The organism is Cobetia sp. PS-4MA, assembly GCF_057670765.1.
In genome coordinates, this window is record NZ_CM173107.1 from 3,651,836 (window position 1) to 3,672,245 (window position 20,410).

The following is a 20,410-nucleotide window of genomic DNA, read 5'->3' on the forward strand; positions in this document are numbered from 1 at the left end:
GAGGAGATGATGCAATGAAAGTCGCTGAACTGGCCCGCGAAGGAAACGTCACCGCCGAAACCGTTCGCCATTACACCCGCCAGGGCCTGATCACGGCCCGGCGCGATCCCGTCAACAACTACCAGCGCTTCGATGAGCAGGCGCTGGTACGTCTCAAGTTCATCAGTCAGGCACGCCAGTTGGGCTTCAGCCTTGCCGATATCAAGCAGATTCTGCAGCAGGCTGACCAGCATGACTCCCCCTGCCCCATGGTGAGAGACCTGCTCAAGGAACATCTGCCCCGAGTGCGTGAGCGCATCCGCGAGCTGGAAGCCCTGGCAGAGCGCATGGAGCATGCCATGGAGAGCTGGCAGGACATGCCGGACGGCGTGCCGGATGGCAACAGCGTGTGCTGCCTGATCGAGGGGCAATCGTTCCCGCCCCCCTCAGAAGAGAACGGAACGTACACCCCTGACACCGGGAGGACCTCATGAGCCACGACCCCATTGCCACGATCAGCGTGATGAACACTGACGGCATCAGCTGCCAAGGGTGTGTCACCAGGATTCGCAAGGCCTTGCTGGCACAGGATGATCAGGCCGAACTGGTCGGCGCTCCCCAGGCCCAGCTGCTGCTGGTACACACGAGGCTGGGTGAGGAAGGAGTGGCGAAGGTGGCGCAGGACAGCGGCTATCCGCTCACCCCGGCAGCACCGGCCACCCCTGCGAACCTCGAGATCAACGTCTACGGCATGCACTGCCAGAAATGCGTCGCCAAGCTGCGCAATGCCATTCAGCACTGGGATTCGTCCGCGACCGTCAGCGGTAAGCCGGCAGACAACGTCCTGCAGGTCTCCAGCTGGCTGCCGGAAGCCTTGCTTGAACGTCTTGTCGTCGAGGCGGGCTATGCATTGGAACCTCCTGCCGAGGGCGACACATCAGGGGATCTCACTGAGTCCGACGACACCACGGAGGATCACGCAACGGCGGCTCCATCGGCAGCAGAACCCTCTCCGGCCAGCCCGACGGATAGCGGAAGTCTTGAGCTCTCGCTGTCCGGCATTACCTGCGCCAGCTGTGTCGCCACTATCCAGAAGACACTGGATGGGCTGGATGGCGTGGAACATGCCGAGGTCAACTTCGCTTCGCGCACGGCACAGGTCAAAAGCCAGCTTGCGACCACCGAGATCATCGCGGCCATCGAAGGGGTGGGATATGGGGCCAGCGTGGTGAAAGACCCGGGCGCCAATGACGCGCAACAGCAGGAAGAGGCTGACCAGGAATATCGCTCCCGCATCCGTGACAGCGTGCTGTCACTGGGCATCGGTATCCCGCTGATGATCAGCATGTTCTTCCATCATCCCGGCTTCGAAGGTCTCGAACGTGGAGTGTGGCTGGCCATCGGGATCGCGGTGCTGGGTGTGCTCGCCACCGCAGGACGCAGCTTCTTCACCAGCGCCTGGAAGGCCTTCACCCATCATCAGGCCAACATGGACACGCTGGTGGCACTCGGTACCGGGGCGGCATGGCTCTATTCCATGGGCGTGCTGATCTTCCCCGAGACGGTGCCTCAGGCGGCTCGTGGCCTCTACTTCGAAGCCTCGACCATGATCATCGGCCTGATCAGTCTTGGTCAGGCACTGGAGGTCAGAGCCCGCGGGCGTACACAGAAAGCACTGCGCGCGCTGCTGGATCTGCAGACCCGTACCGCTCGGGTCATTCGCGAGGGCGAAGAGCGCGAGATCGATGTCAACGACGTACGCAGCGGTGACCACGTGCGCATTCGCCCCGGTGAGCGCATCCCGGTGGATGGCAAGGTGATCGAAGGACAGAGCCACATCGATGAATCGATGTTGAGCGGTGAGCCACTGGCTGTCTCACGTGGTGTCGGCGATGACGTGGCTGCCGGCACGCTCAACACGCGTGGCAGTCTGGTCTTCGAGGTCGAGCGCATCGGCAGCGAGACACGCCTGGGCCGCATCATCAGTCAGGTGCGTCAGGCGCAGAACTCGCGTCCCCCGATCGGACGGCTGGCCGATACCATCTCCGGCGTATTCGTGCCCAGCGTGATGATCATCGCCATCGTCGCGGCGCTTCTCTGGTTCAACGTCGGGCCCGCCCCGACTGGCGTGCATATGCTGGTGGTCGCGACGGCGGTTCTCGTCATCGCCTGCCCCTGTGCACTGGGTCTGGCGACGCCGATCTCGACCATGATCGGGATCGGCAAGGCGGCAGAGCATGGTGTGCTGGTGCGCAGCGGTGAGGCCCTGCAGACCGCCAGTCGCTTGACCGCACTCGTGGTCGACAAGACCGGTACCCTGACGCGCGGCAAGCCGGAAGTCACTGAAACGCATCTGGCCGCGGGGGAAAGCGAGCAGGACATCCTGGATGCTGCCCATGCGCTGGAGCGGGGCTCCGAGCACCCCCTGGCCACCGCGCTGCTGGCACATATCGAAGCACAGCGTCCCGAGGCCTCGCGCAGCAAGGCCTTCAATGACTACCAGACCATCAGCGGGCGCGGCATTCAGGCTCAGGACGATGCAGGCCGCACCTGGCGCATGGGCAACGCTGCCATGCTGGAGGATGCAGGTATCAGCCTTGCACCGCTGAGTGAGCAGATCACGTCGCTGGAAGACAATGCCCGCACCGTGATCCTGATGGCACGTGACAATGCATTGATCGCCGTCTTCGGGCTGGCCGACCCGCTGCGTGACGATAGCCGCGACGCCATCGCTCGCCTGCATGCCGTTGGCCTCAAGGTGATCATGCTGACCGGTGACAATCAGCACACGGCCGCTGCCGTGGCCCGTGAGACCGGGATCGATGACTATCGTGCCGGCGTCTCACCGGATGACAAGCACGATGAGATCGCCCGCCTCCAACAGGAAGGCCATGTGGTGGGAATGGTCGGCGACGGCATCAATGATGCGCCGGCGCTGGCGCTGGCCGATGTCGGCTTCGCGATGGGTGAAGGTACTGATGTCGCCATCGAGACGGCCGGCATCACGCTAATGCAGCCCTCCCTGGCAGGGGTCGCGGACGCGATCGCGATCAGCCAGGCCACGCTGCGCAACATCAAGCAGAACCTGGTGGGTGCCTTCGGCTACAACCTGATCGGCATTCCGATTGCGGCAGGCATTCTCTATCCCTTCACCGGCATGCTGTTGTCGCCGGTGATCGCCGGGCTGGCCATGTCACTGTCTTCCGTGACGGTCGTGACGAACGCCAACCGCCTGCGGGGGTTCACTCCCCCGGGGGCAGCTCGGTCACGTACGGACAGCACAGGAAATTCTTCCACCATGCCACAAGGAGAGTCAGCATGATCTGCATACTCGTCAATCTGATAGGGCTTGGCCTGATCGCTGCCATCGTCTGGTGGTTCTGGCTGGCCAGGTCATGAACCACGGCTCTGCCACCGATCCGTAGCATCTTCATTTGATCAGTGAAGGCAACTCAAGACGCCCTGCCACGCACTGTGTGGCAGGGCGTCTTCGCGTCAGCCTCTAGCGGGTCCGATGTCCGCCAAGACCCTGCCGCTCTTCCGGGACAGCGCCATGTAACAGCGACAGTTGCCCGGTAAGTCGGGACGCTCTCGCGCCGCCAGAGGGTGTGGACAACTTGTCTTCCTGGTTGGCGCCCACCTGTCCACAACCGCTCTCCCCGCGGTTCTGCATAACGTTGCGTCACTACCTCGACGAAGCGCCTCCCGCTTTACCGTACTCTGCCCACCTCGATACCCCAACGCAGACCGCCCCTGCAGCTGGGCTGCAGGGGCGGTTTGGTACAAGTGCCTGACGAGCCTTGCATGACGGTCGTGGGGCGGCCACCCGCGATTCTTACAGGGAGAAACACCGTCCAGGCAGAGCTATCTCCTATCTCGCCCTTCTCACGCAGCGCGTGTACCTCTCCGAGCACGATTTTTCCTACGCACAAAGAGAACCGCCCCTGCAGCAAGGCTGCAGGGGCGGTTCAGTATAAGTGCCTGACGAGCTTTTCATGACGGTCGTGGGGCGGCCGTCCGGGAGAAACGCTACCCTAGGGACGCGTGACCTTTTCTCATCGCGTGTTCCCAGCACGCCCGGCTCAGCACTCTTTACTCAGCGCAGCTTTTGTCTCGCACATGACTCTTGCCGAGCATCACTTTTTCCGCGCACAAAGAGAACCGCCCCTGCAGCTGGGCTGCAGGGGCGGTTCAGTATAAGTGCCTGACGATGACCTACTCTCACATGGAGAAACTCCACACTACCATCGGCGCTAAGCGGTTTCACTTCCGAGTTCGGCATGGGATCGGGTGGTTCACGCTCGCTATGGTCGTCAGGCGAAACGGTGGCACCTTGCGGTACCTGAGTCTCGAGGCTTGTGGCCTCGCGACTCGCAATATGAATCATGCTGACCGATATGTTGTCGATCCTGTCGCAATCCCGGCGTTTGCCAAAGCAAACCCCTTGGGTGTTATATGGTCAAGCCTCACGGGCAATTAGTACTGGTTAGCTCAACACATTGCTGTGCTTCCACACCCAGCCTATCAACCTTGTAGTCTTCAAGGGCCCTTCAGGAGGCGCAAGGCCTCAGGGAAGTCTCATCTTGAAGGGGGCTTCCCGCTTAGATGCTTTCAGCGGTTATCCCGTCCGAACGTAGCTACCGGGCAATGCCATTGGCATGACAACCCGAACACCAGAGGTTCGTCCACTCCGGTCCTCTCGTACTAGGAGCAGCTCTTCTCAAACTTCCGACGCCCACGGCAGATAGGGACCGAACTGTCTCACGACGTTCTAAACCCAGCTCGCGTACCACTTTAAATGGCGAACAGCCATACCCTTGGGACCGACTTCAGCCCCAGGATGTGATGAGCCGACATCGAGGTGCCAAACACCGCCGTCGATGTGAACTCTTGGGCGGTATCAGCCTGTTATCCCCGGAGTACCTTTTATCCGTTGAGCGATGGCCCTTCCATACAGAACCACCGGATCACTAGAACCTACTTTCGTACCTGCTCGACGTGTCTGTCTCGCAGTCAAGCACCCTTATGCTCTTGCACTCAATGCACGATTTCCAACCGTGCTGAGGGTACCTTCGTGCTCCTCCGTTACTCTTTAGGAGGAGACCGCCCCAGTCAAACTACCCACCATACACTGTCCTCGATCCGGATGACGGACCTGAGTTAGAACGCCAATGATGTCAGGCTGGTATTTCAAGGTTGGCTCCACCGCATCTGGCGACGTGGTTTCAAAGCCTCCCAGCTATCCTACACAGACAACATCAGCATCCAGTGTAAAGCTATAGTAAAGGTTCACGGGGTCTTTCCGTCTAGCCGCGGGTACACAGCATCTTCACTGCGATTTCAATTTCACTGAGTCTCGGGTGGAGACAGCGTGGCCATCATTACGCCATTCGTGCAGGTCGGAACTTACCCGACAAGGAATTTCGCTACCTTAGGACCGTTATAGTTACGGCCGCCGTTTACCGGGGCTTCGATCAAGAGCTTCGGACGAATCCTAACCCCATCAATTAACCTTCCGGCACCGGGCAGGCGTCACACCCTATACGTCCGCTTGCGCGTTTGCAGAGTGCTGTGTTTTTAATAAACAGTTGCAGCCACCTGGTATCTTCGACCGGTAAGAGCTTACGGAGCAAGTCCTTCACTCGAACCGGTGCACCTTCTCCCGAAGTTACGGTGCCATTTTGCCTAGTTCCTTCACCCGAGTTCTCTCAAGCGCCTTGGTATTCTCTACCTGACCACCTGTGTCGGTTTGGGGTACGGTCGCATGTGATCTGAAGCTTAGAGGCTTTTCCTGGAAGCGTGGCATCGATGACTTCCTGACCGTAGTCAGTTCGTCTCGCATCTCGACCTCAGAGGAACCGGATTTGCCTGATTCCTCGGCCTACATGCTTTCACCAGGACAACCAACGCCTGGCTCACCTAGCCTTCTTCGTCCCCCCATCGCAACCACATCCGGTACGGGAATATTAACCCGTTTCCCATCGACTACGCGTTTCCGCCTCGCCTTAGGGGCCGACTCACTCTGCTCCGATTAACGTAGAACAGAAAACCTTGGTCTTCCGGCGGGGGAGTTTTTCACTCCCCTTATCGTTACTCATGTCAGCATTCGCACTCGTGATACCTCCAGCAGACTTCTCAATCCACCTTCATTGGCTTACACGACGCTCCTCTACCGCTCATCCATAAGGATGAACCCGTAGCTTCGGTACCTGATTTAGCCCCGTTATATCTTCCGCGCAGGCCGACTCGACTAGTGAGCTATTACGCTTTCTTTAAAGGATGGCTGCTTCTAAGCCAACCTCCTAGCTGTCTGAGCCTTCCCACATCGTTTCCCACTTAATCAGGATTTTGGGACCTTAGCTGACGGTCTGGGTTGTTTCCCTTTTCACAACGGACGTTAGCACCCGCTGTGTGTCTCCCACGCTGCACTCACTGGTATTCGGAGTTTGCCTCGGGTTGGTAAGTCGGGATGACCCCCTAGCCGAAACAGTGCTCTACCCCCAGCGGTGATACGTGAGGCGCTACCTAAATAGCTTTCGAGGAGAACCAGCTATCTCCGGGCTTGATTAGCCTTTCACTCCGATCCACAGCTCATCCCAGCATTTTTCAACATACTTGGGTTCGGGCCTCCAATTGATGTTACTCAATCTTCACCCTGGCCATGGATAGATCGCCCGGTTTCGGGTCTATACCCTGCGACTGGTCGCCCAGTTAAGACTCGCTTTCGCTACGCCTCCCCTATACGGTTAAGCTCGCCACAGAATATAAGTCGCTGACCCATTATACAAAAGGTACGCGGTCACACCACGAAGGTGCTCCCACTGCTTGTACGCATACGGTTTCAGGATCTATTTCACTCCCCTCGCCGGGGTTCTTTTCGCCTTTCCCTCACGGTACTGGTTCACTATCGGTCAGCCAGGAGTATTTAGCCTTGGAGGATGGTCCCCCCATGTTCAGTCAAGGTTTCTCGTGCCCCGACCTACTCGATTTCACGATACTCAGACTTCGACTACGGGACTATCACCCTGTATCGTCAAGCTTCCCAGCTTGTTCGTCTGTCAGTTGTATCGCTTAAGGGCTGGTCCCCGTTCGCTCGCCGCTACTTGGGGAATCTCGGTTGATTTCTTTTCCTCCGGGTACTTAGATGTTTCAGTTCCCCGGGTTTGCCTCTATAGGTTATGTATTGGCCTATAGATACTCACCTGATGGTGAGTGGGTTTCCCCATTCGGAAATCGTTGGGTCGCAGGGTATTTGCCACCTCGCCAACGCTTATCGCAGGCTATCACGTCCTTCATCGCCTCTGGCTGCCAAGGCATCCACCGTATGCGCTTAATCGCTTGACCATATAACCCCAAGGGGTCTGTCAAGGATTACGAATCTGTCGGACCTCTCCGACATATCGTTTGATGGAGATGTGCTTGGCGCACATTCCATCGTCAGCATGATTCACATTGTTAAAGAGCGGCTGTTCAGAGAACAGTGAGAAGCGCGCTCTGTCGAGCACGCTTGCCACTGCCGGCTAAGCCAGCAATAAGATCAGGTAATTCGTTGTGAGCACTTGCCGCGAGCAGTAGACAGTGTCGATAAGGAGGTGATCCAGCCCCAGGTTCCCCTAGGGCTACCTTGTTACGACTTCACCCCAGTCATGAACCACACCGTGGTGATCGCCCTCCCGAAGGTTAGGCTAACCACTTCTGGTGCAGTCCACTCCCATGGTGTGACGGGCGGTGTGTACAAGGCCCGGGAACGTATTCACCGTGGCATTCTGATCCACGATTACTAGCGATTCCGACTTCATGGAGTCGAGTTGCAGACTCCAATCCGGACTGAGGCAAGCTTTATGGGATTGGCTCCACGTCGCCGTATTGCAACCCTTTGTACTTGCCATTGTAGCACGTGTGTAGCCCTACCCGTAAGGGCCATGATGACTTGACGTCGTCCCCACCTTCCTCCGGTTTGTCACCGGCAGTCTCCTTAGAGTTCCCGACATTACTCGCTGGCAAATAAGGATAGGGGTTGCGCTCGTTACGGGACTTAACCCAACATTTCACAACACGAGCTGACGACAGCCATGCAGCACCTGTCTCAGAGTTCCCGAAGGCACCAATCCATCTCTGGAAAGTCCTCTGGATGTCAAGGGTAGGTAAGGTTCTTCGCGTTGCATCGAATTAAACCACATGCTCCACCGCTTGTGCGGGCCCCCGTCAATTCATTTGAGTTTTAACCTTGCGGCCGTACTCCCCAGGCGGTCAACTTATTGCGTTAGCTGCGCCACTAAGTCCTCAAGGGACCCAACGGCTAGTTGACATCGTTTACGGCGTGGACTACCAGGGTATCTAATCCTGTTTGCTACCCACGCTTTCGCACCTCAGTGTCAGTGTCAGTCCAGAAGGCCGCCTTCGCCACTGGTATTCCTCCCGATCTCTACGCATTTCACCGCTACACCGGGAATTCTACCTTCCTCTCCTGCACTCTAGCCAAGCAGTTCCAGATGCCGTTCCCAGGTTGAGCCCGGGGCTTTCACACCTGGCTGACTTAGCCACCTACGCGCGCTTTACGCCCAGTAATTCCGATTAACGCTTGCACCCTCCGTATTACCGCGGCTGCTGGCACGGAGTTAGCCGGTGCTTCTTCTGCGAGTGATGTCTTTCCTCGGGAGTATTAATCCCGAAGCGTTCTTCCTCGCTGAAAGTGCTTTACAACCCGAAGGCCTTCTTCACACACGCGGCATGGCTGGATCAGGCTTTCGCCCATTGTCCAATATTCCCCACTGCTGCCTCCCGTAGGAGTCTGGGCCGTGTCTCAGTCCCAGTGTGGCTGATCATCCTCTCAGACCAGCTACGGATCGTCGCCTTGGTGAGCCGTTACCTCACCAACAAGCTAATCCGACATGGGCTCATCCGATAGCGCAAGGTCCGAAGATCCCCTGCTTTCTCCCGTAGGACGTATGCGGTATTAGCCTGAGTTTCCCCAGGTTGTCCCCCACTATCGGGCAGATTCCCATGCATTACTCACCCGTCCGCCGCTCGACGCCTTCTAGCAAGCTAGAATCGTTTCCGCTCGACTTGCATGTGTTAAGCCTGCCGCCAGCGTTCAATCTGAGCCATGATCAAACTCTTCAGTTGAAAGCTTGATAGTCTGTTAAGCAGACCAAACTTGGTTCAGAGTCAAACTTCTCGTGAGAGGCTTGCTCCGATATTTGGTGACCTTGTCACCACTCATCGGCAAGCGCTCACACGAATTACCTGATCAAATTTTTAAAGAGCGTCGCTGTTAAGCGAGGAGGCATATTCTATCCGGAACGCTTGAGAAGTCAAGCACTTGATGATGAGTCAATCGACTGCCTCTAAGCATCATCCAGCGGTGAGGAGCGTTGCTCGATCACCTGTCCCGTAAGGAGTGCGGCGTATTCTAGCGAATCGCCCGGGATTGTCAATCGATGATTTGGAAGCGGACTTCAAAAACATCAAACAAAACAATCACCTGCAAACCTCTTTCACCGCTGGTAACGCCATGCGTCCCCGGCAGCGGATGCGTACTTTACGCAGGAATCGGCTTGATGGCAAGGGCTTTTTGGCCAGATATCGCTATCAATTCAAACAAGCTCATAAAGGCACTGCGTGTTCCAGCATCAACTGCAGTGACTCCCTCCCCCGCCAGCGATTGCGCGACAACTTGTAAGCACACTTCAGCGAGGCCCCCACGCCGAATGCCGGTGATTCCCCCGGTGACAACGCACGGAACCAGATCGCCTTGAGGCGTGTACGCCCGAGCGAGAGTTCCAATGAGAGGTGCGTGCCATCGGCGCCGACCGGCCTGAGGCTCTCGACCAGGAAGCCGCCCTCGAAGAGAGGCGCCTCGAACTCACGCCCGAAGGGCGCCAGACGCTCGAGCTCATCCAACGTCTCCAGACTCAACTGCCCTTCCACCAGTTCACCATCGCTGAGAATCAAGGGATTGAGCGCCCTCTCCCCCAACTGCTCCGCGGCCGCCTGTTGCAGAGCACGAGTGAAGGTATCCTTCTCCGCCAGGGGCAAGCCCACCCCTGCCGCACCTCTGTGCCCACCGAAACGCGGCAGACACTGCGGTGCCAGGTCATGCGCTCGCTGCAACGCATCCCGCAGATGCAATCCTTCGATGGAGCGCCCGGACCCGGTCAACATGCCGGGCACCGCGGCTGGTGTCAGCACGACGGTCGGACGCCCGAACTGCTGCACGAGACGTGAAGCGACAATGCCCTGCACTCCCGGGTGACCATCTTCCAGATGCACCACGATCACCTGATGCCCTTCCCGCAACGAGGCGAGCGCCAAGGCGCGCGCCGACTCCACCATCTCGGCTTCGATCGCCTTGCGCGACTGATTGTCCTGATCGAGCACCTCCAGCGCGCGCTGAGCAGCCTCATCTTCACGCGCCAGCATGAAATGCAGTGCGGCGTAAGGATCATCCAGTCGTGAGCGGGCATTGATGCGCGGCCCCATCTGGAAGGCCAGCGTCTCGGCATCGAAGGGCACGCTATCGGCACCGAGCCGCTCTGCCATGGCTCGCCAGCAGGGCTCCTGCATGCGATTGATCAACGTCAGACCCAGATTGACCACCGCACGATTGATCGCACTGCCCCCCAGTGACACACAGTCCGCCACCGTCCCCAGCGCCACATATGACAGCCATGGCGACAACTTGGGTGCATCCCCCGGCAATCTGCCTTGCTCGATCAGCACATTGCGCGTCAATGACATGGTCAACCAGGCCACCATGCAACCGGCGATGGTCGCATCCGGATATGCACAATCGTCACGTGTCGGATTGACGGTCGCGTAGGCGGAAGCCGGCGGCCCTTCCTGAGGCAGCGCATGGTGATCCGTCACCACGACCTCTATCCCCGCTTCCTTGAGCAGCGCCAGGCGCGCCTCATCACTGGAACCACAATCCGCGGTGACGATCAGGCTCGGGCGCGGCGACAGTGTCATGATGCGCTCGACCAGCGGCAGACTGATGCCGTAACCATCGTGGATGCGATGACCGATCAGACTGTGCACCCGGTCGTAGGGCACATCGAACAGCTCCGTCAGCGTGCGCAGCATCACCACATGCGAGGTGATGCCGTCCACGTCATAGTCCGTGAGGATGCCGATGTGCTCACCCACGGCGACAGCACGCGCGATGCGCTCTGCCGCCCGCCGGCCATCCGCCAGCCGCTCGGGATGCTCGATATGCCGGAGCGCCGGCGTGACCAGCGCCTCCAGCGGCGCCTTGCAGCTCTCCAGCGTCAACCGCCCTGCCAGTACTCGTGCCTGCAGTTCGCTGAGCCCCGTCGCGATCCCCTGCTGGTAGAGGCGCTCATCTCTGACGCGAGGCTGGATGACCCTCGCGATGCTGGCCGCCAGCGTACGCTCATCAGGGCGCGATGCGGTGCCTTGTGCCAAGGAGGGTGACAAGGAGGGAGTGACAGACATGAAGAACTCCTGACAAACGACATGGCCGTCATTTCGACAGCGGACTGCGAAAATGACGGCCATGAAAGAAGGACGACGGCTCAGCCCCGGAGGCCTGAGCCGTCGTTGATGCGATCACCCGCGGCGATTCTCGCGCACGAAGTCCTGCACGGCAGCCAGCTCGGCCGGCAGCACGCTGTAGCGCTCTTCGCGCTCCAGCAGGTCATGCAGATGTGGCGGCAGATCGACACCCGCGAAACCAGCACGCGCCACCGCTTCGGCGAACTTGGCCGGATGCGCCGTCGCCAGCGTGATCATCGGCGTCGCGGTATCCGTCCGGCAGACTTCTGCCGCGCGATAGCCTGTCGCCGTATGCGGATCGAGGATCTCGCCGGTGCGCTGATGCGCTTCACGGATGACCTCGAGAATCGTCTCGTCGTCGACACTGTGGCTGGAGAACAGCTCACGCAGCCTGGCCAGCGGGGCATCTGCCAGCGCCGCCGGTTCGCGCGAGAAGTGCTCGAGCAGTTCACGGATCGCCTGACCATCACGGCCATAGGCTTCGAACAGCAGACGCTCGAAATTGGAGGACACCACGATATCCATTGACGGTGCCAGCGTCGCCTTCAGCTCCTGACGCGAGAAGTCGTTGGAGGAGATGGTGCGGTGCAGGATGTCGTTGGCGTTGGTGGCGATCACCAGCTGACGGACCGGCAGCCCCATGCGCGAGGCCAGATAGCCGGCAAAGATGTTGCCGAAGTTGGCCGACGGCACCGTGAAGCTGACCTGACGCGCCGGAGCGCCCAGCGCCACACCGGCGGCCACGTAGTAGACGGTTTGGGCCATGATGCGCGCCCAGTTGATCGAGTTGACCGCGACCAGACGCGTGCCATCCAGGAAATCCTGGTCGGCGAAGCTGGCCTTCACCATCGCCTGGGCATCGTCGAAGTTGCCTTCGATGGCGACATTGAAGACATTGGGCGCCAGCACGGAAGTCATCTGGCGGCGCTGCACTTCGGAGACGCGGTTGTGCGGATGCAGGATGAAGATATCCACATGATCGCAGGCACGGCAGCCCTCGATGGCGGCAGAACCGGTATCACCGGAGGTCGCGCCCATGATCACCGCACGCTCGCCACGCTTGGCGAGGAAGTGATCGAGCAGGCGACCCAGCAGCTGCAGCGCGACATCCTTGAAGGCCAGCGTCGGGCCGTGGAACAGCTCCAGCAGGTAATGGTTGCTGTCGAGCTGATTGAGCGGCACGACCGCATCGTGACTGAAGGTCGCGTAGGTCTCGCGCACGAGTTCACGGAAGGTCTCGTCATCGATGGCACCATCGACGAAGGGCTTCATGACACGGAAGGCGATTTCCGCGTAGGACTCACCGGCCATCGCCGTCAGTTCCTCGGCACTGAACTGCGGCAGGGTTTCCGGCACATACAGGCCACCATCGCTGGCAAGCCCCGTGAGGACCACATCTTCAAAACCGAGCGCCGGCGCCTGGCCGCGCGTGGAGATATAACGCATGTCGTGTCTTCCCGTGGCGTTCGCCACCGTTATGATTCTTGCTCTTCCGGCCTGCGCCGGCTGCCCAGCAGTACCGAGCCATCAACCTCGATGACCCGGTACCGTTTGCCCGCGATCAGGCGTTGTCGTCGAGATCCTCGACGCGAATGCGCACCACGGAACCGGCGACATCCACCAGCGCTTCCAGCTGGCGAATCGCTTCGTTCATGTGCAGTTCGCGCGCGCGGTGCGTGAGCAGAATGATCGGCACCAGCTCGCCTTCGGTGGCCTCCTTCTGGATGATCGCCTCGATGGAGATGCCCTGTTCGGAGAGAATCGACGCGACACGCGCCAGCACGCCCGGGCGATCCACCGCATGCAGACGCAGGTAGCAGGCCGTCTCGATCTCTTCCATCGGCAGGATCGGCAGGGTGTCGCCGTGCTGATTGATCTCGGCGAAGGCCAGATACGGCACGCGGTAGCGGTGGTCGGTGGCGATATCGCGCGCCACGTCGAGCAGATCCGCCACGACGGCAGAGGCCGTCGGCTCGGCACCGGCGCCGGCACCATAATAGAGGGTGGGGCCCACTGCATCGCCCATCACCTCGATGGCATTCTTGACACCATGCACGTTGGCCAGCAGGCGCTCCTTGGGAATCAGCGTCGGATGCACGCGCAGCTCAAGGCCCTTGGCCGTGGCGCGGGTGATCCCCAGGTGCTTGATGATATAGCCCAGGTTGTCGGCCTGCTCGATGTCATCAGCCGTGATGCGCGAGATGCCTTCGGTGTAGGCCTTGTCGAACTGCAGCGGCACGCCGAAGGCAATGGAGGCCAGGATGGTCAGCTTGTGGGCAGCATCGATGCCTTCAACGTCGAAGGTCGGGTCCGCTTCGGCATAGCCCAGCGCCTGCGCCTCGGCCAGCACGTCATCGAAACTGCGGCCTTCATCGCGCATCGCGCTGAGAATGAAGTTGCCGGTGCCGTTGATGATGCCGGCCAGCCACTGGATACGGTTGGCGCCCAGGCCTTCCCGCAGGGACTTGATGACCGGGATGCCACCGGCGACCGCTGCCTCGAAGGCCACCATCACCCCTTTCTCGGCCGCGGCGCGGAAGATCTCGTTGCCGTGCACGGCGATCAGCGCCTTGTTGGCGGTCACGACATGCTTGCCGTTGGCGATCGCTTCCATCACCAACTCATAGGCCACGTCATAGCCACCGATCAGTTCGACCAGCACATCGATCTCGGGGTTGCGCGCGACCTCGAAGATGTCATGCGTGCGGCTGACGCCGGTGATATCGCAGTCAGGGTTGTCACGACGAGCGCCAACCTGTTCGACGATAATCGGGCGTCCAGCACGACGCGCAATCTCATCGGCATTGCGTACCAGCACGTTGAACGTGCCGCCGCCTACGGTACCCAGACCACAGATTCCTACTTTCACCGGTTTCAACGTCGCTTTCCTCTCTTGTTACGGTATCCAGCCTTGGAGGCCGCGCCGGAGCGCCATGGCCTTGCCGACCTGTCGTCGGTCTATTATCCAGACGGCTCGCGTCTGTGTCTTTCGTGACCACGGTAGCAAGGCAGGACGCCCTGTCAACGCGCAGCCACTCTGAGGCGTCACACCATCAGCCATCCAGTCCCAACATGGTGGTCAGGCGATCCACCGGCAGATAACCCGGCACCATCTTGCCATCCGGCATCACGATGGCCGGTGTGCCCTGCACGCCCATGCGCGTACCGAGCTGATACTGGCTTTCCACCGGGGCATCACAGCTGGCTTCCTGCTTGGGTGCCTGCCTCTGATTCTTGATCTGGTTCATCGCCTCGGTGCGATTCTCGGCACACCATACCTGAGCCAGCTCGCGTGCGCCCTGCGAGCGCAGACCGCCACGCGGGAAGGCCAGATAACGCACTTCGACACCACGCGCATTGAGCTCCGGGACTTCCTCATGCAGCTTGCGGCAATAGGGGCAGGTGGTGTCAGTGAAGACGCTGATCACCGCCTTGACCTCACCCGCCGGACGGAAGATGACCATGTCGTCCTCACTGACCTCGGCCAGCAGCTTCTGGCGCTCGCCATTGGCCTTCTGCTCGCTGAGATTCACCAGCCCCTTGTCACCGTCGTTGCGGTACATTTCCCCGACGATCAGGTGCTTGCCCGTCGCATCGGTGAAGAAGGTCTCGCCGCTGGTGAGCTTCACCTCGAAGAGACCCTCGATCGGACTGGAAGCCAGCGACTCCACCGGCAACGGCTGGCCATTGACCACCAGCTTGTCACGCAGGTCATCCAGCGCGTCAGCCTGGGCGAGCGGTGCCATCACGCTCAGCAGGGTAGCAGCGCTCAACAGACGCAACGCCTGTGGCAGGCGCTGCGGGCGGCGGGTGAACTTGCTCATCAGACTCTCCTTGGCGTCCGCGGGGCGAAGTGCCTGGTATCAACCACGCGGATGATGTTCGGCGTGCAGGCGTTCCAGACGCGCCTGAGCCACATGGGTATAGATCTGGGTCGTGGATAGATCACGATGACCCAGCAACAGCTGCACGACACGCAGGTTGGCACCATGATTGAGCAGGTGCGTCGCAAAGGCGTGGCGCAGGGTATGCGGTGACAGGGGCTTGTCGATACCGGCCGTGACGGCGTGGCGCCGGATGCGGTGCCAGAAGGTCTGCCGCGTCATGGCCTTGTCATGCCGACCGGGAAACAGCGCCGGGCGCGTCTGGTCGGCCATCATCGCAGGTCGGCCAGCCGACAGCCAGCGTGACAGCCAGTCACAGGCCTCCTCGCCCAACGGCACCAGACGCTCGCGATCGCCCTTGCCGATCACTCTGACCACACCCTGGCGCAGATTGAGCGCATCGACCCGCAGACCGACCAGTTCACTGATGCGCAATCCCGCGCCATAGAGCACCTCCAGCATGGTCCGGTCGCGCAGGCCGATGGCCGTCTCGAGATCCGGCGCCTCCAGCAGGCGCTCGACTTCCTCCTCGTCGAGCGTGCCGGGCAGGCTGGGGATCACGCGGGGAAGGCGCACCTCATGCACGGGATCCGCCTCGATCATGCCCTCGGCCAGTGCCCAGCGATAGAACCGCCGCAACGCAGACAACAGTCGCGCGGTGGAGCGCAGCGCATGCGATTCACGTCGTGAGTCACAGAATGCCTGCACCTGCATAGGGGTCGCCTCCAGCAATGGCGTGGCTTCGCCTCCGGACTCCTGCTGCTCCAGCAACCACCGCTGCCAGCTCTCGAGGTCACTTCGATAGGCACCAAGCGTGTTGTCACTGGCGCCGCGCTCCAGCCACAACGTATCGAGAAATGCCGCGACCAGCGTCTCGTCATCCTTCATGCCTGCTTCCTCCTTCCCGATGCGCGCAACCGACACCTTCCGGCGCGACGACTGCCGAATTCTACCGTGACGCCCTGACGTTGAAATGAATCCGACGGTCACTGCGGCAACTTTCCCTCATCCACAGACACAAAGACCCCGCCATGCGAGGCATGGCGGGGTCTTTGTGTGGCGGAGGAGCAAGTGGCAATTCGCTCCTCCGCCGTACTGCCGAGTTCTGCAGTCAGGGAATGCGGAGCGCTTAGCCCAGCTTTTCCTTGATGCGTGCAGACTTGCCGCTACGCTCACGGAGGTAGTACAGCTTGGCCTGACGGACGTCACCACGACGCTTGACGTCGATGGCAGCAACCTGCGGGCTGTAAGTCTGGAAAGTACGCTCGACGCCCACACCGTGGGAGATCTTGCGGACGGTGAAGGCGGAGTTCAGACCGCGGTTACGCTTGCCGATCACCACGCCTTCGAAGGCCTGCAGACGCTCGCGGGTACCTTCGACGACCTTGACCTGGACGACGATGGTGTCGCCCGGTGCAAAGGCCGGGATTTCCTTGGCCATCTGCTCGTTTTCGATCGCCTGGATCAGTTTGTTCTTGCTGCTCATCGCTAGCTCCAAATTCGTTAGCATCAACCCTGAGGCTGATGTTCGTCATGACCCCGGCACCGCAAACGGCCTTGAACACGGGGATCGACCTTGTGTGTGACGCGCCACGGGGCTCCCGCAAGATGACTCCGGGCCGTGCCGCACCTCCGCCACGGTGGCGGCCTTCTCCTGACAGCGAACGCGAGGTCCGCGAAGGTCAGGCCTTGCCTTTCCGGGCGTGCTGCGCGATGAACTCGTCGAGCAGCTTGCGCTCCTCACGAGTCAACGTGCGGCTCTCCAGCAGATCCGGACGCCTGAGCCAGGTACGTCCCAGAGACTGTTGCAACCGCCAGCGCTTGATCAGGGCATGATTGCCACTGAGCAGCACTTCCGGCACTCGCTTGCCGTCGATGACTTCGGGGCGAGTGTAGTGCGGACAATCGAGCAGGCCATCGGTGAAGGAATCCTCCTCCGCACTGGCTTCATGCCCGAGTACGCCCGGCACCAGGCGCGCTACCGTATCGATCAGGACCATGGCTGGCAGCTCACCGCCAGACAGGACGTAATCGCCGATCGACCATTCCTCGTCGATCTCCTCTTCCACCACGCGTTCGTCAATGCCTTCATAGCGTCCGGCCACCACGATCAGGCGCTCATTCGTCGCCAGTTCGCGGGCACCGGCCTGATCCAGCTTGCGGCCTTGCGGGGAGAGATAGATCACGCGGGCGTCGTCACCGCCAGCGGCACGGGCGTCACGAATGGCGCCTCGCAGGGTCTCGACCTTCATCAACATGCCGGGACCACCGCCGTAGGGACGATCATCGACCGTACGGTGCCTGTCGGTGGCGTAGTCACGCGGGTTCCAGAAATCGACCTCGAGCAGACCCTTGTCGACCGCTCGGCCGGTCACGCCACTGGCGGTGATCGCCGTGAACATTTCCGGAAACAGACTTACTACACCAATCCACACAGGCGTCAGCTCTCTGTGCTTTTCATCAGAATTCGGGATCCCAATCGACGCTCATGCGTCCATTGACGAGATCCACATCGCGAACCACCTGATCGGGCAGGTACGGCACGAGCCGTTCCTTCTCATCGATGCTGTCGTCGTTCGGCTTGATCACCAGAACGTCGTTGGCACCGGTTTCCATCAGGGTGTTCACTTGTCCGAGGCGCTGGCCATCCAGCGTCACCACCTCGAGACCTTCCAGTTGATGCCAGTAGTACTCACCCACCTCGAGCTGCGGCAGTTGCTGCTTGGGCAGGAGAATCTCCGCCCCGGCCAGCGCCTGCGCCGCTTCGCGATCGTCGACACCTTCCAGCTGCGCCACCAGACCCTTGCCATGACGACGTGCCTGGGCAAGTCGCGCGGGAATCTGCTTCCCGTCAAGCTTCAGGATCCAGCCGGCGTAGTCGAAGATGCCATCGATCGGGCTGGTGTAGGAGTACACCTTGAGCCAGCCTTTCACGCCATAGGGGCTGGTAAGCTTCCCCATGACCACCACATCATCGCCATGCGAGGTGTGTGCGGTCGGCTGCGGGTTGTTCGAGTGAGTAGGCATCCTGGAAATCAAGCCTGCTGCTTGCCAGCTTCCTTGATCAGCTGAGCGACACGGTCAGAGACCTGTGCGCCCTGCTGCTGCCAGTGAGCGATACGCTCGAGATCGATGCGCAGACGCTCTTCCTGGCCGCGAGCGACCGGGTTGAAGAAGCCGACGCGCTCGATGAAGCGGCCATCACGGGCTGTGCGGGAATCAGCTACAGCCAGGTGGTAGAAGGGACGCTTCTTGGCGCCACCACGTGCCAGACGAATGGTAACCATTGCGTAATCTGTCCTTCGTGTTGAAGTGAAAATCGTGCCACAGAACTCGGCTTCGCATGGAGGGTCCACACGAAGAGGCGACATTCTACGGAAAATGCCAAGCCTTGGAAACCTTTTTCCATGGCCATACGCGCGCCCCGCGACACGAGCCGTGTCACGGGGCGCGATTCGTGACTCTGACGCCACGAAATCCTGTCGACGAGAACCTCAGAGCCTTGCCGGAGACTCAGCGACGCGGGAAGCGTCCGCCGCCCGGGCCACCCATGCCTCCCATCCCGCCGGGACCGCCCATGCCGCCGGGGCCACCCATGCCACCGGGACCGCCGCCGCCCATCATGCCGGACATGCCACGCATCATCTTCTGCATGCCACCTTTCTTGCCGGCCTTCTTCATCATCTTGGCCATCTGCTTGTGCTGCTTGAGCAGACGATTGAGGTCCGGCACCTGGGTACCGGAGCCCATGCAGATGCGACGCTTGCGCGAGCCATTGATGAGATCCGGGTTGCGACGCTCCTTGGGTGTCATGGAGTTGATCATCGCCTCGAGCTTGCCCAGCTCCTTCTCGCTGGCCTGGCTCTGGGCGACTTCCGCCAGCTGCCCCATGCCCGGCAGCTTGGACATCAGGCTGCCCATGCCACCCATGTTCTTGAGCTGCTGAAGCTGATCGCGGAAGTCCTCGAGATCGAAGCCCGAGCCTTTCTGGACCTTCTTGGCCAGCTGCTCGGCCTTGGTCTTGTCGACGCTGCGCTCGGCTTCCTCGATCAGCGACAGCATGTCGCCCATGCCGAGGATGCGCGAGGCGATGCGGTCCGGGTGGAAGGGCTCGAGGGCATCGACCTTCTCCCCCATCCCCATGAACTTGATCGGCTTGCCGGTGATGTGGCGAACGGACAGCGCCGCACCACCACGCGCATCACCATCGGCCTTGGTCAGCACGACACCGGTCAGCGGCAGGGCTTCATGGAAGGCCTTGGCGGTATTGGCGGCATCCTGACCGGTCATCGCATCGACGACGAACAGCGTCTCATCAGGATTGACGCTGCGATGCAGCGCCGCGATCTCGTCCATCATGTCGGCATCGACATGCAGACGGCCGGCGGTATCCACCAGCACCACGTCGTGGAACTGGATACGCGCGTGCTTCATCGCCGCTTCAGCGATGGCGACAGGCTGCTGGGAGGAGTCGGAGGGGAAGAAATCCACCTCGACTTCCCTGGCCAGCGTTTCCAGCTGGTCGATGGCGGCCGGACGATAGACGTCCGCCGAGACCACCAGCACCTTCTTCTTCTCGCGCTCACGCAGATAACGCGCCAGCTTGGCGACGGTGGTCGTCTTGCCCGCACCCTGCAGACCCGCCATCAGAATGACGGCCGGGCTGCCCTTGAGCACCAGACCTTCATTGGCTTCGCCCATGATCGCCTCCAGCTCCTGCTGGACGATCTTGACGAACTGCTGACCCGGCGACAGGCTCTTGGACACTTCCTGACCGACGGCACGCTCGCGCACGCGGTCGATGAAGGCCTTGACCACCGGCAGTGCGACATCCGCCTCAAGCAACGCACGGCGCACTTCACGCAGCGTGTCCTTGATGTTGTCTTCCGTCAGCTTGGCCTGGCCGGTAATCGACTTCAGCGTCTGCGACAGGCGATCACTCAAACTTTGAAACATGGGCCTCTCCGGCTAGGGACGTCTGGGGGCCGCTCGCAGCGGCTCGAGGACAGTGCTGTCCTCGATTCCGGGGG

Annotated in this window: 12 protein-coding genes and 3 rRNA genes; 2 read left to right on the top strand and 13 right to left on the bottom strand. The window is 60.6% G+C overall.

The genetic code is table 11. The features are described from left to right. Nucleotides 1-14: 14 nt before the first annotated feature. The gene (locus tag AC26AR_RS15340) at nt 15-473 is read left to right on the top strand and encodes a MerR family DNA-binding protein (protein WP_077377703.1); all 459 of its coding nucleotides are present in this window, start codon (nt 15-17) and stop codon (nt 471-473) included. Then, nucleotides 470-3,301, top strand: a complete 2,832-nt coding sequence (locus tag AC26AR_RS15345; protein ID WP_488107290.1) for a heavy metal translocating P-type ATPase — start codon at nt 470-472, stop codon at nt 3,299-3,301. Before AC26AR_RS15340 ends, AC26AR_RS15345 begins: the two co-directional genes overlap by 4 nt. Before the next feature lie 880 nt (nt 3,302-4,181). Here the strand turns inward: AC26AR_RS15345 and rrf are convergent. The 13 genes from rrf to ffh form a co-directional block, all read right to left on the bottom strand. Next, a 5S ribosomal RNA gene (rrf, locus tag AC26AR_RS15350) occupies nt 4,182-4,297 on the bottom strand. 137 nt (nt 4,298-4,434) lie between these two features. Then, nucleotides 4,435-7,323, bottom strand: a 23S ribosomal RNA gene (locus AC26AR_RS15355). Between the two features lie 241 nt (nt 7,324-7,564). After that, nucleotides 7,565-9,105: ribosomal RNA gene (locus tag AC26AR_RS15360) — 16S ribosomal RNA — on the bottom strand. The 16S, 23S and 5S rRNA genes sit together here, the layout of an rRNA operon. A gap of 480 nt (nt 9,106-9,585) precedes the next feature. After that, complete coding sequence (locus AC26AR_RS15365; protein WP_488107291.1) at nt 9,586-11,436, bottom strand: single-stranded-DNA-specific exonuclease RecJ; 1,851 nt, start codon at nt 11,434-11,436, stop codon at nt 9,586-9,588. Between the two features lie 114 nt (nt 11,437-11,550). Then, entirely contained in the window at nt 11,551-12,942 is a 1,392-nt protein-coding gene (thrC, locus tag AC26AR_RS15370) for a threonine synthase (RefSeq protein WP_084207791.1), read from the bottom strand. A gap of 115 nt (nt 12,943-13,057) precedes the next feature. Then, complete coding sequence (locus tag AC26AR_RS15375) at nt 13,058-14,374, bottom strand: homoserine dehydrogenase (protein ID WP_077373629.1); 1,317 nt, start codon at nt 14,372-14,374, stop codon at nt 13,058-13,060. 175 nt (nt 14,375-14,549) lie between these two features. Continuing rightward, a complete protein-coding gene (locus tag AC26AR_RS15380; protein ID WP_077373626.1) occupies nt 14,550-15,320 on the bottom strand; it encodes a DsbC family protein in 771 nt (256 codons plus the stop codon). 39 nt (nt 15,321-15,359) lie between these two features. Next, nucleotides 15,360-16,268, bottom strand: coding sequence for a site-specific tyrosine recombinase XerD (xerD, locus tag AC26AR_RS15385; protein WP_488107292.1), 909 nt, complete (start codon nt 16,266-16,268; stop codon nt 15,360-15,362). 241 nt (nt 16,269-16,509) lie between these two features. After that, on the bottom strand, nt 16,510-16,866 hold the full coding sequence (gene rplS, locus AC26AR_RS15390) for a 50S ribosomal protein L19 (RefSeq protein ID WP_043336437.1): 357 nt from the start codon (nt 16,864-16,866) through the stop codon (nt 16,510-16,512). A gap of 196 nt (nt 16,867-17,062) precedes the next feature. Then, complete coding sequence (trmD, locus tag AC26AR_RS15395) at nt 17,063-17,815, bottom strand: tRNA (guanosine(37)-N1)-methyltransferase TrmD (protein ID WP_065392606.1); 753 nt, start codon at nt 17,813-17,815, stop codon at nt 17,063-17,065. Nucleotides 17,816-17,840: 25 nt separating this feature from the next. Further along, a complete protein-coding gene (gene rimM, locus AC26AR_RS15400) occupies nt 17,841-18,407 on the bottom strand; it encodes a ribosome maturation factor RimM (protein WP_065392605.1) in 567 nt (188 codons plus the stop codon). 8 nt (nt 18,408-18,415) lie between these two features. Continuing rightward, nucleotides 18,416-18,667 (bottom strand): 30S ribosomal protein S16, encoded by a 252-nt coding sequence (gene rpsP, locus AC26AR_RS15405; RefSeq protein WP_065392604.1) that lies wholly within the window; start codon nt 18,665-18,667, stop codon nt 18,416-18,418. A gap of 226 nt (nt 18,668-18,893) precedes the next feature. Beyond that, the gene (gene ffh, locus AC26AR_RS15410; RefSeq protein ID WP_077373620.1) at nt 18,894-20,336 is read right to left on the bottom strand and encodes a signal recognition particle protein; all 1,443 of its coding nucleotides are present in this window, start codon (nt 20,334-20,336) and stop codon (nt 18,894-18,896) included. Between the last annotated feature and the right edge of the window lie 74 nt (nt 20,337-20,410).